10 protein-coding genes are annotated in these 14,390 nt (G+C 54.6%); all 10 read left to right on the forward strand.

The window, feature by feature from the left end; translation table 11 throughout:
• The first annotated feature begins 45 nt into the window (after window positions 1-45).
• The gene (locus GYH26_RS07045; RefSeq protein ID WP_161541046.1) at window positions 46-3,129 is read left to right on the forward strand and encodes a DNA methyltransferase; all 3,084 of its coding nucleotides are present in this window, start codon (window positions 46-48) and stop codon (window positions 3,127-3,129) included.
• A 4-nt stretch (window positions 3,130-3,133) separates the two neighbouring features.
• Window positions 3,134-4,987: an ATP-binding protein gene (locus GYH26_RS07050; RefSeq protein ID WP_161541047.1), complete on the forward strand. Its 1,854-nt coding sequence runs from the start codon at window positions 3,134-3,136 to the stop codon at window positions 4,985-4,987.
• 3 nt (window positions 4,988-4,990) lie between these two features.
• Window positions 4,991-7,828, forward strand: coding sequence for a helicase-related protein (locus GYH26_RS07055; RefSeq protein WP_161541048.1), 2,838 nt, complete (start codon window positions 4,991-4,993; stop codon window positions 7,826-7,828).
• Window positions 7,812-9,833 (forward strand): BREX-3 system phosphatase PglZ, encoded by a 2,022-nt coding sequence (gene pglZ / locus GYH26_RS07060; protein ID WP_161541049.1) that lies wholly within the window; start codon window positions 7,812-7,814, stop codon window positions 9,831-9,833. Before GYH26_RS07055 ends, pglZ begins: the two co-directional genes overlap by 17 nt.
• Before the next feature lie 36 nt (window positions 9,834-9,869).
• Window positions 9,870-10,634, forward strand: a complete 765-nt coding sequence (locus GYH26_RS07065) for a hypothetical protein (protein WP_161541050.1) — start codon at window positions 9,870-9,872, stop codon at window positions 10,632-10,634.
• A gap of 213 nt (window positions 10,635-10,847) precedes the next feature.
• Window positions 10,848-11,579 carry a TIGR04255 family protein gene (locus GYH26_RS07070; RefSeq protein ID WP_161541051.1) on the forward strand — a complete coding sequence of 244 codons (732 nt, stop codon included), beginning with the start codon at window positions 10,848-10,850 and terminating at the stop codon, window positions 11,577-11,579.
• Window positions 11,576-12,154 (forward strand): hypothetical protein, encoded by a 579-nt coding sequence (locus GYH26_RS07075; RefSeq protein ID WP_161541052.1) that lies wholly within the window; start codon window positions 11,576-11,578, stop codon window positions 12,152-12,154. Before GYH26_RS07070 ends, GYH26_RS07075 begins: the two co-directional genes overlap by 4 nt.
• Window positions 12,144-12,509 (forward strand): hypothetical protein, encoded by a 366-nt coding sequence (locus GYH26_RS15115; RefSeq protein ID WP_206751745.1) that lies wholly within the window; start codon window positions 12,144-12,146, stop codon window positions 12,507-12,509. Before GYH26_RS07075 ends, GYH26_RS15115 begins: the two co-directional genes overlap by 11 nt.
• A gap of 114 nt (window positions 12,510-12,623) precedes the next feature.
• Complete coding sequence (locus tag GYH26_RS07080; RefSeq protein ID WP_014072512.1) at window positions 12,624-13,058, forward strand: LexA family protein; 435 nt, start codon at window positions 12,624-12,626, stop codon at window positions 13,056-13,058.
• 7 nt (window positions 13,059-13,065) lie between these two features.
• Window positions 13,066-14,325: a Y-family DNA polymerase gene (locus tag GYH26_RS07085; RefSeq protein ID WP_161541053.1), complete on the forward strand. Its 1,260-nt coding sequence runs from the start codon at window positions 13,066-13,068 to the stop codon at window positions 14,323-14,325.
• The last annotated feature ends 65 nt before the right edge of the window (window positions 14,326-14,390 follow it).

Below are 14,390 nucleotides of genomic sequence, written 5' to 3' on the forward strand. Positions count from 1 at the left end.
ATGCACAGACGCTAAATTATTATAGAACAAAATAGCGTGCAGGAAATGGGCAACACGCATATTCAGCTGAAGTTGGAGCTTGCGCATGCAGAGACGCAAGGCCACCAGAAAGAACACCCTGTCGAATGTCTTGGAAAGACCTTTCCAAGCGACGAGGCACGGCGGGAGTACTTCCTCGGCCTCCTGCGCGAGGGTCTGGAGGAGCTCTATGCCAAGCTCGGCGGCGTGCCCTTCACCACGGTAGAGGAGGCGGTGGCGCGAATGCGGGCCGTGGAGAAGTGGCCAATGGGCGATGACGCGCGTCTCCGCAAGCTTGCCGAGCGGATGCGTGAGGCCCACCGTCAGGAACCGCACAAAGACCTGCTGCAGCTCTGGAAGGATCAGATCGGCTTCCCGCACGGGGAGATCGAGGACATCCTGAACCTCTCCGATCCGCCGTATTACACGGCGTGCCCGAATCCCTTCATCGAGGAGTTCATCAAACACTACGGCAAGCCTTACGACCCGGAGCACGACGACTATCACCGTGAGCCTTTCGCGGCCGATGTGAGCGAAGGCAAGAACGACCCTATCTACAACGCCCACTCCTACCACACGAAGGTGCCGCACAAGGCAATCATGCACTACATCCTGCACTACACCGAGCCGGGGGACCTGGTCTTCGACGGCTTCTGCGGGACCGGCATGACCGGCGTGGCGGCGCAACTCTGCGGCGACCGCAGGGCGGTGGAATCGCTGGGCTACAAGGTGGATGATCAAGGCGTCATCTACCAGCAGGAGACGGACGAGAACGGCAAGACGGTCTGGAAGCCTTTTTCCAAGCTCGGGGCGCGTCGCGCCGTCCTTAACGACCTCTCGCCTGCGGCTACCTTCATCGCCTACAACTACAACACGCCGGTGGACGTGCAGGCCTTCGAGCGCGAAGCGAAACGCATCCTTAAGGAGGTAGAAGAAGAATGCGGCTGGATGTACGCTACGCTCGCCAACCCGAAGCCTGGCGAAGCCGAGCTCTGGGCGGATAAACTCAAGGCCTGTCGGTCGGCTGAGGAAGTAAGGGCCCTTGTTCAGTCAATCCCGAGCCCGGGCCGGATCAACTACACCGTCTGGTCCGACGTCTTCGTCTGTCCGGAGTGCACCCGGGAGGTGGTCTTCTGGGAAGCGGCGGTGGACAAGGAAGCCGGCAAGGTGCACAGCGAGTTTCCCTGCCCCCACTGCGGTGCCACGCTCACCAAGCGGAACATGGACCGCGCCTGGGTGACCAAGTACGACAAAGCTATCGGCAAGCCCATCCGCCAGGCCAAGCAGGTGCCGGTGCTCATCAACTACAGCGTGGGCAAGAGGCGTTTCGAAAAGACGCCCGACGCCTTCGACCTGGCGCTGATCGAGAAGATCGAGGCGCTGGATATTCCCTATTGGTTCCCGACCGACCGTATGCCGGAGGGTGAGGAGTCGCGGCGTAACGATGACATTGGCCTCACCCACGTCCACCATTTTTATACCAAGCGGAATCTGTGGGTGTTGGGGGCGATTAGTAAATCTCTCGGTACTAGAACACGCCTTGTTTTTCAATCCATAGTAGCCACACTTTGTTCCCGGCTTGTCCGATACAATATGGGCAATCGCGGCAATGGTTCACTATCTGGGACGCTCTATGTCAGTTCACTTATAGCCGAGACTCGTCCAACATGGGTTATGCTGGGCAAAGTCTCTGACTTTGCCAATGCGTTTGCAGCTCCGACTTATTCCTATGTTGAGACCCACTCAACATCTTTCCTCAGACTTAAGAATAACGATGTTGACTACATCTTCACCGACCCGCCCTTCGGCGGCAACCTGATGTACTCCGAGCTCAACTTCCTCTGGGAAGCCTGGCTCAAGGTCTTTACCAACAACAAGCCCGAAGCGATCGAGAACAAGGTGCAGGGCAAGGGCCTGCCGGAGTACCAGCGGCTGATGACCGAGTGCTTCAAGGAGTACTACCGCGTGCTCAAGCCAGGCCGCTGGATGACCGTGGAGTTCCACAACTCCAAAAACGCCGTTTGGAACGCCATTCAGGAGGCCCTTCAGGCTGCGGGCTTTGTCGTCGCCGACGTGCGCACGCTGGACAAGAAACAGGGCTCTTTCAAGCAGGTGACCAGCGCCAACGCAGTCAAGCAGGATCTGGTCATCTCATGCTACAAGCCAAACAGCGAACTGGAAGAACGTTTCAAGCGTGAAGCCGGCACCGAGGAAGGCGTCTGGGACTTTGTCCGCACGCACCTCAGGCAGCTTCCGGTGGTGGTGGAGAACAATGGGAAACTGGAAGTCATTGCCGAGCGACAGGCCTATCTGCTCTATGATCGCATGGTGGCGTTCCACGTCCAGCGGGGTGTGATGGTGCCCCTCTCCGCGGCGCAATTCTATGCAGGCCTCGCCCAGCGCTTCCCGGAGCGCGACGGCATGTACTTCCTGCCCGAGCAGGTGGCGGAGTACGACAGAAAGCGCATGCGGGTAAAGGAAGTCCAGCAACTCCAGCTTTTTGTCACCGACGAGGCCAGCGCCATCCAGTGGCTGCGGCAGCAGCTCACGCGGAAGCCGCAGACCTTCCAGGAGCTCCACCCGCAATTTCTCAAGGAGATTGGCGGCTGGCAGAAGCACGAGAAGCGACTCGAGCTTTCCGAGCTGCTGGCGCAGAATTTTCTGCGCTACGACGGTAAGGGGCCGATTCCGCCGCAGATCGTTTCGTGGATGCGGCAGAGTGCAGAGCTGCGCGGGATCATTCAGGAAGAGCTGAACGCCGGCCGGGCCACAGAAGACAACCAGGGGCTGCACACAACCCATCCGGAACTTCTGCGGCGGGCAAAGGACCGCTGGTATGTGCCAGATCCAAACCGAGCCGCTGACCTGGAGAAGCTGCGCGAGCGGGCCCTGCTGCGGGAGTTTGAGGAGTACAAACAGTTCAAAGGGCGCCGCCTGAAGGAGTTCCGCCTGGAAGCCGTGCGGGCTGGCTTCAAGAAGGCCTGGCAGGAGCGGGACTACCAGACCATTATCCAGGTGGCCCGCAAAATTCCTGAAACCGTCCTTCAGGAGGATCCCAAGCTGATCATGTGGTACGATCAGGCTGTCACTCGCTTGGGCGAGGAGGGATAAGGCAATGCGCCTGAAAACACTTGTACTACGAAACTTCAGAGGCTATAAAGGGGAGGTCCGGATTCCCATACATCCAGACCTAACGGCTTTTGTCGGGAAAAACGATGTGGGTAAATCTACCATACTCGACGCGCTGGCCATATTCTTTGATTTTCCGCTTGTGAAGTTCGACACATCGGACCGGTGCGTCTATGCAGAGGACATGGAAGTTCGCATTGGCTGTGTCTTTGACGAGTTACCCGATTCCCTTACGCTGGATGCCACATCAACAACAAAGCTGCAGGAGGAATATCTTTTGAACGAAGATGGCGACCTGGAGATACACAAGGTTTTCGATTGTTCTGCGAGAACACCTAAGCCTCGTGTTGTGGCGCGGGCCATGCATCCCGCCGCTGAGGATTACAACGATCTGTTAGAGCTTAAAAACTCAGATCTCAAGAGGCGACTTAGGCAGAAACAGGTTGACGCTACCGGTATCGACCTGAGGAGCAACCCTTCCATTCGCAAGGCCCTCTGGGCTTCCTGTGATGACCTTCGTCTCACGCTCAGGGATGTTGAACTGAACAAGGAGGACGCAAAGAAGATCTGGGAGCAGCTTCAACGCTACTTACCGATTTTCGCCCTCTTCCGTTCAGACCGTCCCGGCACGGACGAGGACAGCGAGGTTCAAGATCCCATGAGGCTTGCCGTCAAGCAGGCAATTTCTGAACTGGAAGGGGATTTGCAGGCAATTCAAGACAGGATTCGGGACGCCGCTTTAGATGTTGCCAGACGGACATTAGAGAAGCTCAAGGATTTGGACCCAAACCTGGCCAAAGAACTGAACCCGACATTCCGCTCCGATCCTAAATGGGACTCGTTGTTCAAGCTGACGCTCACCACGGACGATCAGATTCCTGTCAATAAAAGGGGAAGTGGTGTTCGCCGGTTAATCCTTCTTGGTTTTTTTCGCGCCGAGGCCGAGCGACGGCTGGATGAGGAACGAAAGTCAAAAGTTATCTATGCGATCGAGGAACCGGAAACCTCGCAACATCCGTCAAACCAGCGCAGGTTGATTGAGGCGCTCAAGGACCTCGCTTCGGCGGATGGATGTCAGGTTCTTATCACGACGCATGTTCCCGGTCTGGCCGAGATGATACCAACAGAGGCCCTCCGATACATTCAGCTCGGGAGCGACGGCACGCGCGAGGTTAAGGAGGGTACAGATGAGGTCCTCCGGGCAATAGCTGATGATCTTGGCGTGATTCCCGATAACCGTGTGCGTGTGTTCGTTTGTGTGGAAGGTCCCAATGATGTTGAGTTTTTAAAAAACATGGCCAGGGTCTTGCTTAAAGCCGGAGAAAAATGTGGTTTTGATCCGGATAACACTCCAGAAGTCGTGTTTTTGCCACTTGGCGGTAGCACATTGCGGGATTGGGTGAACAATCACTACCTCAAACCCTTGAAACGTCCTGAGATTCACATCTATGATGGGGGGACGGATTATTCGTCCAGGTATCAAGCTCAGGTGGAGAAGATTAACCAACGCAACGATGGATCGAAGGGGTTCTTAACCAAGAAACGGGAAGCAGAAAATTACCTGCACCCTGATGCAATCCGTGAGGTGCTGGGCGTCGAAGTGGAGGTGTCCGATGAGAATGATGTGCCTGAAGCGGTGGCACGCGCTATCCATAACCGCCAGGAGGGGAATGTGCCATGGGAGCAGCTCAGCGACAGAAGGCGAAAAAGGAAAAAGGATGAAGCAAAGAAGCGGCTGAACACCGAAGTGGCAGCCGCAATGACGGTAGAGCGGCTCCGAGAGCGTGGAGCCTTGGATGAGATTCGTGAGTGGTTTGGGGCAATTAAGGCATTGATATAGTGGATGAGTCAAAACACACATTCGCTATCAGGCAAATGGTACTACCTCCCCGAGTATGGCGAACTTTGTCAGCTTATTGAGGCCCAGGCGCTCTGGGGCGAGACGGTCTGTCGCGTCTGGTTGCCGGGTCGAAATGCCATTGTGCAGCTACCGGCTTCACGCCTGAAGCCAGTAGAAGAAGCGGGATTCCGGACCAAAGAGAGCCTTGCTTATGTAGTGGCCGCAGCACGTGTGGCTGATGCGCTCAGCCGGGACGTATTGCTGGCACCTGTGGCCTCTTCTGTGATTCCACTTCCACATCAGATTTATGCCCTTTCGCGAGCGATTTCCGGCGACCGCGTGCGCTACCTTTTGGCCGACGAAGTCGGATTGGGCAAAACTATCGAGGCAGGCCTCATCATGCGGGAGCTCAAGCTCCGGGGCTTGGTGCGGCGTACGCTGGTTGTGGCTCCAAAGGGGTTGGTCCGTCAGTGGATTGCCGAGATGGCCACCCATTTCAATGAGACCTTTCATCTGATCCTTTCCGAAGATTATCGGACTCTGAAGCGACTGAATCTCCATCCTAATCCATTTCAAGCGTTTGATCAGGTGGTCGTTTCTATGGACTCGGTCAAGCCGCCCAGACTGAAGCAGGCCGAAGATCCAGTACGCGAACGCTTCGAAGATTTGATCACCGCCGGATGGGATCTGATTATCGTGGACGAGGCGCACCGACTGGGAGGTAGTACCGATCAGGTAGCCCGCTACAGGCTCGGTCAGGCTCTGGCTGAAGCGGCACCGTATCTGCTCCTTCTGTCAGCCACGCCGCATCAGGGGAAAACCGACCAGTTTCGGCGTCTCATTTCGCTGCTTGATCCGATGGCCTTTCCAGAAGACGAAAGTATTACCCGTGATCGGGTGCGTCCTTACGTGATTCGCACAGAGAAGCGCCAGGCCATTGATCCGGAGGGGAAGCCGCTTTTTAAGCCCCGCTTCACACAACTTGCACCGATCGTCTGGGACGATCGCCATCAGCATGAACGGCTGCTCTACGAGGCCGTCACCGAATACGTACGCCAGGGATATAACCGGGCGGTTGCTGAGCGGCGCAACTACATCGGGTTTTTAATGGTCCTGATGCAACGGCTGGTTACCTCAAGTACCCGAGCTATTCGTACCACGCTGGAGCGGCGCTTGGAAGCGCTGAAGACCCGGGCGAAGAAACTTGCCCGAAAGGAATTCTTCGATGAGGAGGAATGGGCCGATCTGGACGGGCAGGAGCAGGTGGAATGGCTCCTGAACACCCTTTCGTTTGAGGCGTGGGCGCAGGAACGGAAAGAAGTCGAACACCTTCTTGAACTGGCCAGGCGTTGCGAACGCCAGGGACCGGACGCCAAAGCAGAGGCCCTGCTGGACTGGATCTACCGACTTCAGGCTGAAGAGAACGATCCCAACCTGAAGGTGCTCATCTTTACTGAGTTTGTCCCGACTCAGGAGATGCTTTACGAGTTTCTTACTGAGCGGGGCTTTAAAGTGGTGTGTATCAACGGGTCTATGGATCTGGAAGAACGTCGGCGTGCTCAGCAAAACTTTGCCGGGGAAGCGCGGATTCTCGTTTCCACCGACGCAGGTGGGGAGGGGCTCAACCTTCAATTCTGTCATGTAGTGATTAACTACGATATCCCTTGGAATCCGATGCGCCTGGAGCAGCGGATCGGTCGAGTTGACCGCATTGGCCAGCCAAAGGTGGTGCGGGCTGTAAATTTTGTGCTGAGGGATTCCGTTGAACATCGCGTGCTGCAGGTGCTGGAGCAGAAGCTTGCGGTGATTCTGGAGGAGCTCGGGGTGGATAAAACGGGAGACGTGCTTGATTCCGCTCAGGCAGAACAGCTCTTTGATGAGCTATATCTTGCAGCCATTCTCCATCCTGAGAAGCTTGAGGAAAAGGCCGAAGAGTTGCTCGCAGGCTTTCAAGAGCTGGCCCGGGATGTGCGTCAGAGTCTCTCGCTGCTCGGATCTGCCACGGAACTGGACGCGCGAGAAGCTCAGCGTATGATTGCTCATCCATTTCCGCACTGGGTAGAACGCATGACGGTCAATTATCTGCAAGCACATGGGGGACGTGCAGAGAAACAGGGAGGTTTCTGGGCGCTTACCTGGCCGGATGGCGAGCAGCTGAAGGGCGTAGTATTTTCAGTTCGAGAGGCCGAAGAGAGTCCGGCGGGCATTCATCTGACGCTTGAGCATCCCAGAGTGCGCGGCCTGGCCATGCGCCTGCCCACTTTTGTGCCGGGTCAACCTGTACCGGTGGTCTCCATTCCCGAGTTGAGCTCGAAAGTGCAGGGATTCTGGTCGCTGTGGGAGATATCTATTCAGTCGAACACAATAACAATCCCTGGCATGTCCGTTTCAACCTTTGCGCGACAACGCCGAATGTTGCCGGTTTTTCTGGCGGATAATGGTCGAGTGTTTGTCCCGACAGCTCGGCACATCTGGGATCTTCTATTGACCAGACCGTTTACCGTTCTTCGTCATCTGGACAGCCAAGATTCGCGGCATGTGTTTGAGCGCCTTCGCAAGGTAGCAGAAGAACAGGGTCAACCTCTGTATGAAGAACTGGTGCGTGAGCGCCAGGAACAGCTGGAACGGGAGCGCCAGAAGGCTGAATATGCGTTCGCTGCCCGGCGTCGGGCCATAGAGCGCATTGGGCTTATGCAGGTGCGAGATCATCGTCTGCGACTTCTTGAGAAAGAGGAGGCTCGTTTCCGGGAACAGCTTGCGCTGGCGGCACAGGTTATTCCAGAAATGAAGGCGCTCGTTTTGATTCGAGTGGAAAAGGAGGTTCATGAGCGGCTGGCGTGATCATATTTTGAGAGCGTTTACGCCAGGAGCCGCCCGGCTTACTCTTGTGGCGGATCCGGATGATTTGTTGCTGGACGAAAACATACTTCAGGAAATTCGCGCAAGAGGTTTTGAGTTAATTCCTTTTGAGGATTCCGTGGCTTTTCGCTATGTCTACGAGTCCAGATTTCGTTCTTGGTGGGATCGCGGTGAGGAGACCGAGCTGGTGGTTGTATTGCGCTTGCCATCAGGCCAGCTTGAATGCCTGCCATATGATTTGCTTCAGGCCGGGCGTCAGCTTTCATTCAGTCTGAGTGATCTGTTTCCCAACCTGAGCTATCCGGTCGTATCTGCGCTGGATCGTGCCGATCTTGATAAGCTGTATGCAGCTCAAGAAGAATACAGGCCTGAGCCGCTTGGGGAAAATGCAACAAAAGATTTCGTCCTGCGCCATGTGTTTGATATTGTAATTGTACCAGAGCATATCAGGAAGCCCGAAGATCTGCTTCGGGTGCTATTGCGACTTCATTATCGCCAGCAGCGCATTCCAGAAATTCTCGTTGAATACCTGAACAGGCTTTTGCTGCAGAATCCGTGTTTTAAAGACTGGCCCCTTGAGATAATCGTGTCGGATTCGGAAGCCTTTTTTTCGTTTCTGCAGGAGCGATGGCCGGTCTTCCTTGATTGGCTTATCCAGCCCCAAGAGTTTGCGGCTATACGAGAGGTCCAGGAGCGCTATGGTTTGAAGTTTTCGGGACCGGCGCTTTTGCCTTTTAATCATGAGGATGTGCGTGTTTATGTAGACAATTTATTTCTTGATGGAAAATTACAACCTGTGTCACATTCACGGGCTGACCAGGTTATTCAGATAAATCCCTGGGTCATTTGTGGGATTCTGCGGTCTGAGAAAGAGTCCCGGCAACAACGCATAAAGAAATTGCTTGATACATTGGAGAAAGAGACGGTGCTCACAACGGCAGAGGTGAGACATGAAGCATGGGCGTATTTTGCTTATCGCTGGGCAGAGCTCTGGGCGCTCCTTCGCGATCCAGATGCTTTTTTAGACGACATATATCGTGAGCATGTGGAGAAATTACAGGCTCGTATAGATGCGTGTTTTTTGACATGGGTACAGCAACGTTATCCAAGTTTGATCAACCTTCCGCCTACCGTACCTACCATGCTGCATCATATTCCTCGGTATTTTGCCAGACAGCTTGAGGGAAGACAAGACGTGAAAATCGCTTTTTTGGTGATAGATGGGCTTGCTCTGGATCAATGGATTGTGGTGCGCCAGGAACTCAAGCGGCAGGATAAAAATCTTCAGTTCGGAGAAAAAACGGTATTCGCCTGGATACCGACAATTACCCCGGTGTGCCGTCAGGCTGCTTTTGCGGGGAGGCCGCCATTCTTCTTTCCGAAAAGTATTCACACCACGGATAGGGAGGCGTCCCTGTGGACTCAGTTCTGGACAACTTGGGGCTTGAGCCAGGATGAGGTGGGCTATTGTAGGGGGCTGGGTGATAACCTTGGGGAACGCGTTGAAGAGATGCTCAACCAACCCCGTCTGCGTGTTGCTGGGTTGGTTATTGACAAGGTAGATCGAATTATGCACGGTATGGAGCTGGGGGCGGCCGGAATGCATAACCAGGTGCGTCAGTGGGTCAGGGAGGGATTTTTGAAGGAGCTTTTGGATTTGCTGAATGCGCATGGATTTCAGGTCTATCTTACCTCAGATCACGGAAACGTTGAAGCGGTGGGTATGGGCAAACCTCAGGAAGGTGCGGTAGCAGACGTGCGCGGGGAACGAGTCCGTGTGTATAAAGATCCTGCCTCCAGGGCAAGAGTTAAGAAACAATTTCCAAGCGCATTGGAATGGCCACCAATAGGCCTTCCAGAAGACTACCTTCCGCTCATAGCTCCCGAACGGATGGCGTTTGTGCAGAAAGGAAAAATTCTGGTGACTCATGGAGGCATCAGCCTTGAGGAGCTGATTGTGCCCTTTGTGCGGGTTGAAAGACGATAGGAGTATTTCAATTCAACATCAGAGAGAGAGCTAACCATGGTGCACCGTTCTAACCATATTGGATTTAGCCAACGTGTTCGCTTGGAATGGCTGGAACTAACGGCGAATCTGGTACTCGCCGGCAATGATGAGAAGGTGATTTATAATAGTCTTCAAGAATTGTTAAAAGATAAGCTATCTGTTGATAGCAATGCCCGCTGGGGTAACCGGGCGAAGACGATTTCTATCTTAATGCGGATATGGGTGCGGCCCCCTGGCAGATTGCGATCCTTTCACCAAGAGGGCCTTAGCCTGCTTTCGCATCTGCCATCTGAGGAGCATCTGGCAGTGCACTGGGGTATGACCATAGCTGTATACCCGTTCTGGGAAGCTGTTGCGGCACAGGTGGGGCGATTGCTCAGGCTTCAGAGAGTCGTCAGTCATGCCCAGGTGCGGCGCCGTATTATGGAATGGTATGGCCAACGTCCTACTGTTAAGGATGCAGTTCGCCGAGTGCTTCGCTCTATGATTGATTGGGGAGTTTTAAATGAGGGTGGAAATAGCCGAGGTGAATACGTGCGGGGGCGTTCCTTAAGTATAACCGACACAAGGCTGATTACCTGGCTGGTGGAAGCGTTTTTGCACGCTCAACCCAACGGCTCGGGATCACTTGAGACGATTCTCAATGCGCCAAGCTTTTTTCCTTTCCGGATGAATTTTATTTCCGCCGCCCAGTTGGTTTCAGGCTCTGAGCGGCTTGAAGTGCTGAGGCATAGCCTGGACCAGGATTTGATTTTGCTACGCTCAGAAGCCAGTGGTTAGCCTTGTAAAGGTTGAGAGGTTTTTGAATTAAAGATAAAACCTTGCTTGTTCGATTAATAGCTAAAGATCTTTTAACTGTTATTCCCAATCCATAAGGCTCTAAATAGAGATTCTAACGCTTTTGGGGTTCAAGGGAAAAAGGTCTTGTGCCTCAGGGGACTGCTAGACTAAACAAACTGGCGTGTTCAGATAAGATATCAAGGAAGGGGCTGAATGGCTGCCCAATACAAAAAACCACCGATCATAGAGGCACTCTGTGAATTTCGCCTTGGCCAGGATACGGAATGGGATTTGACCGTTCCGGGGCAATTTTACGAAAGAGTTAAGGACCAATTCCCCCATCGAGAGCATCGTACGGTTCAGGTAGTTGAGTTTGCGTTCCAGCCCCAGAATGTTCAGCAGCAGATTCGATCAGAGGAGCGAGTTTTGCTCTTTACACCCGATCGAAAGGCGCTGGTACAGATAGGACCCCGACTGCTGGTCGTTAATGTGTTAAAACCATATCCTTCCTGGCAGCGCTTTAAACCGCTTATAGAGAGGGCCTGGCAAGCGTTGCAGCAGGTGATAACCTTAAGGCAGTTGGAACGGATTGGTTTGCGGTATATTAACCGTATAGAATTTGAAGCTTCCAAGGTCGACCTGAAGGTATATTTTGATTACTACCTGCACGTGGGTACTCGGCTACCACAGGAATACGCCTCTTTTGCTGTACAGGCGGTGTTTCCGTTTGCTGAGGGAAGAGATCGATGTCTGGTTAGATTGGCTTCGGCTGAGAGCGAACAACAGCGATCTGCGGTGATACTTGACATCAACTACCACTGGGCGCGTCCCGGTGCGGTTGAAATTACCAGAGCACTCGAATGGGTCGAAGAGGCACATAGTAGAGTAGAAGAAGTATTCGAGGGATGTATTACCGACGAAATGAGACGAATTTTTAATTCGTGAAAGCTGATATGTTTGCCGACACACTTACACTGACTGCCGAGGATGCCGAATCCGTGAAAGAGCAGCTATATCAGATGGGGTCTGCTCTAAGCGATCTTGTCTCTGAAGAGATAGAGAGGTTTGAGACTTTAAGCTTAGTGGAGGGAAATTTTAATTCAATGCTTGCGCAGGCTTCGTATTCTGGTCGATTTAGATCGGAACCAGAAGTCTCTATTGAAGCAGAAATTGAGAAATTGTTTCAATGGATCAAAGAACAAGGAGTTGCCCTGAAAAGAATTGATCAGGTGAGAGAATATCTACTGCAGTTTCCAGACCTGCTGGATATAATACCCGAAGCGATTTGTTCAACCAGAAAGCATTTCCCAGAAGGGCAACTGACCCTTGACATTTACCAGGATCCTGAGATTGAAGACCAGTATCTTGTTTTGTATGTCAGGCTTGCGCACTACGATGAGACAACGCTTGACCGATTGCAGAAAGCAGAAGCCGCGTTTCTGGATGCTCTTTCTGACAGAGAAGGATGGATTCAGTTGACCACGGATTTTCGTGAGCCGGACGTAAACAATGTCCTTTGACTGGCTTTCGTATCTGGATTTGGCCAGAGTTCTGGCCGGACAAAGCAATGTGAGTCATTTACAGGAGGCAGCAAATCGTTCTGCAGTGAGCAGAGCTTACTATGCTGCTTTCTGCTTTTGTCGAAATTACGCCGAGCAACATCTGGGCTTTCAGAGAAGCAGTTTAGCAGCTGAACATGCGCAGCTAAGAAAGCATCTGAGCAAGCGCAATAAAGGAAAAGTGGCCTCCGATTTAAACAAATTGAGACAGTGGCGTAATCAGTGTGATTACGATGATAGTGTAAATCGATTGCATCAGATGGTCAGAAACAGCATACGTCTCGCTGAACAGGTCATATTGCAGATCCAGCAATAATTGGCCTGCCATATAACGCTTCGCTCTACTTTACAAATTCGGCGCCAGGGGCTATCATCCTGTCAAATTCCGCCGATAACAGGCAAAAAAAGAACTTTTTTTCCGACAGGACGCATGAGCACACGCGTTGTCGAAGTGGTGCCGGTTCGTATCGGGGAGCCGCTGCGGTTGCCGCTGCTGCTGAGCCGGGTGCCGGCCGGTTTTCCTTCGCCCGCTGATGACTACATCGAAGAGGCGCTCGACCTGAACGAACTGCTCATCCGCCATCCCGCGGCCACCTTCTTCATGCGTGTCGAAGGCGACTCGATGATCGAGGCTGGAATCCACTCAGGAGATCTCTTGATCGTCGATCGGGCGATCGAGCCGCGACCGGGGCACGTGGTGGTGGCAGCCGTCTGCGGTGAACTGACCGTCAAGCGTCTGAAGCTGCACGAAGGGCGGCTGTGCCTGATGCCGGAAGACGGCTCCCATGAGCCGCTGCCGATCCGCGAAGAGATGGAAGTGGTCATCTGGGGCGTGGTCACCTGTGTTATCCACCCACTTGTTTGAACAGCCTATGCCCGGTGCGATTGCTCTGGTTGATTGTGCGTCGTTCTACGTGTCCTGTGAGCGGGTTTTCGATCCTTCGCTTCGAGGGGTGCCGGTCGTGGTGCTGAGCAACAACGATGGTTGCGTGATTGCCCGCTCAGAGGAGGCGAAGGCGCTGGGTATTGCGATGGGCACGCCGTATTTCCAGATTCGAGAAAAGCTGGAGCGGGAGGGAGTGCGGGTTTTTTCGAGCAACTATGCGCTCTACGGGGACATGTCGCGTCGGGTGATGGCCGTGCTACGTTCGTTCAGCCCGCATGTGGAGGTTTATTCGATTGACGAGGCGTTCCTGGAGCTTCCGAGAGCGTCGGAGGAGGAGCTGAGGCGCGAGGCGCTCCGGATCCGGGAGCGGGTGGGGCGCTGGACGGGGATTCCGGTGCGGGTTGGCGTTGGCCCGACGAAGACACTGGCGAAGCTGGCCAGCGAGCGGGCGAAGGCGGTGCCGGAGCAGGTGCTGGCGTTGATGCGTCCGGAGCACATCGAAGCAGTGCTGGAGGAAACGCCGGTGGAAGAGGTGTGGGGCATAGGGCGCCGACATGCGGCCCGTCTCGAAGCACTTGGTGTTCGTACGGCGCGGCAGCTGCGGGATCTGCCGGATCGATGGGTGCGAAGGCATCTGAGCGTCACGGGGCTCCGAACAGTGTGGGAGTTGCGAGGCATTTCCTGTCTGCCGCTGGAGCTGGCGGCTCCGCCCCGACGAACGCTGGTGCGGAGTCGATCGTTTGGACGCGCGGTAACTGATCTGATGGAATTGCGGGAGGCGGTGACGATGCATGCGAGCCGGGCGGCAGAGAAACTGCGTGCGCTGGGGTTGGCTGCCGGAGCGCTGGTGGTGTTTGTCTCGACGGGCGCCTATGGTCAGGGCCCGCACTACAGCGGGAGCCAGCTAGTGGGATTACCGCTGCCGAGCAACGACATGCGCATGCTTGCCCGGGCGGCCTGGGACGGATTGCGGCGGGTCTACCGGGCAGACTGTGCATACCGGAAGGCCGGCGTGCTGTTGCTGGATCTGGTGCCAGCTGGGGTCGTGCAGGGAGATCTCTTCGCCGCTCTGGATGAGCGATCCAGGTCCTTGATGCGGGCGGTGGACGCGCTCAACCGCCGCTGGGGCGGAGAGACGATCCGCCTGGCCAGTGCGGGTTTTGCGCGACCGTGGGAGATGCGGCAGCAGCGACGCTCCCCGCGATATACAACATCGTGGGCCGAGCTGCCGGTCGTGAGGGCCTGATCGATGCAACTCAATGCGTCCGCTAGGGAAGTGCTGATCGCTATCACGGTTATACTTTCAAGTAT

Origin of the sequence: Rhodothermus marinus (genome assembly GCF_009936275.1) — a bacterium.
In the GTDB taxonomy this organism is placed as follows: Bacteria; Bacteroidota; Rhodothermia; order Rhodothermales; family Rhodothermaceae; genus Rhodothermus; species Rhodothermus marinus_A.

Bases quoted from the DNA above. Each gene is read 5' to 3' on its own strand.
- GYH26_RS07080 (WP_014072512.1), top strand. From the start codon at position 12,624: ATGAGCACACGCGTTGTCGAAGTGGTGCCGGTTCGTATCGGGGAGCCG.
- GYH26_RS07045 (WP_161541046.1), top strand. From the start codon at position 46: ATGGGCAACACGCATATTCAGCTGAAGTTGGAGCTTGCGCATGCAGAG.
- GYH26_RS07070 (WP_161541051.1), top strand. From the start codon at position 10,848: ATGGCTGCCCAATACAAAAAACCACCGATCATAGAGGCACTCTGTGAA.
- pglZ (WP_161541049.1), top strand. From the start codon at position 7,812: ATGAGCGGCTGGCGTGATCATATTTTGAGAGCGTTTACGCCAGGAGCC.
- GYH26_RS07085 (WP_161541053.1), top strand. From the start codon at position 13,066: ATGCCCGGTGCGATTGCTCTGGTTGATTGTGCGTCGTTCTACGTGTCC.
- GYH26_RS15115 (WP_206751745.1), top strand. From the start codon at position 12,144: ATGTCCTTTGACTGGCTTTCGTATCTGGATTTGGCCAGAGTTCTGGCC.
- GYH26_RS07050 (WP_161541047.1), top strand. From the start codon at position 3,134: ATGCGCCTGAAAACACTTGTACTACGAAACTTCAGAGGCTATAAAGGG.
- GYH26_RS07065 (WP_161541050.1), top strand. From the start codon at position 9,870: ATGGTGCACCGTTCTAACCATATTGGATTTAGCCAACGTGTTCGCTTG.
- GYH26_RS07055 (WP_161541048.1), top strand. From the start codon at position 4,991: ATGAGTCAAAACACACATTCGCTATCAGGCAAATGGTACTACCTCCCC.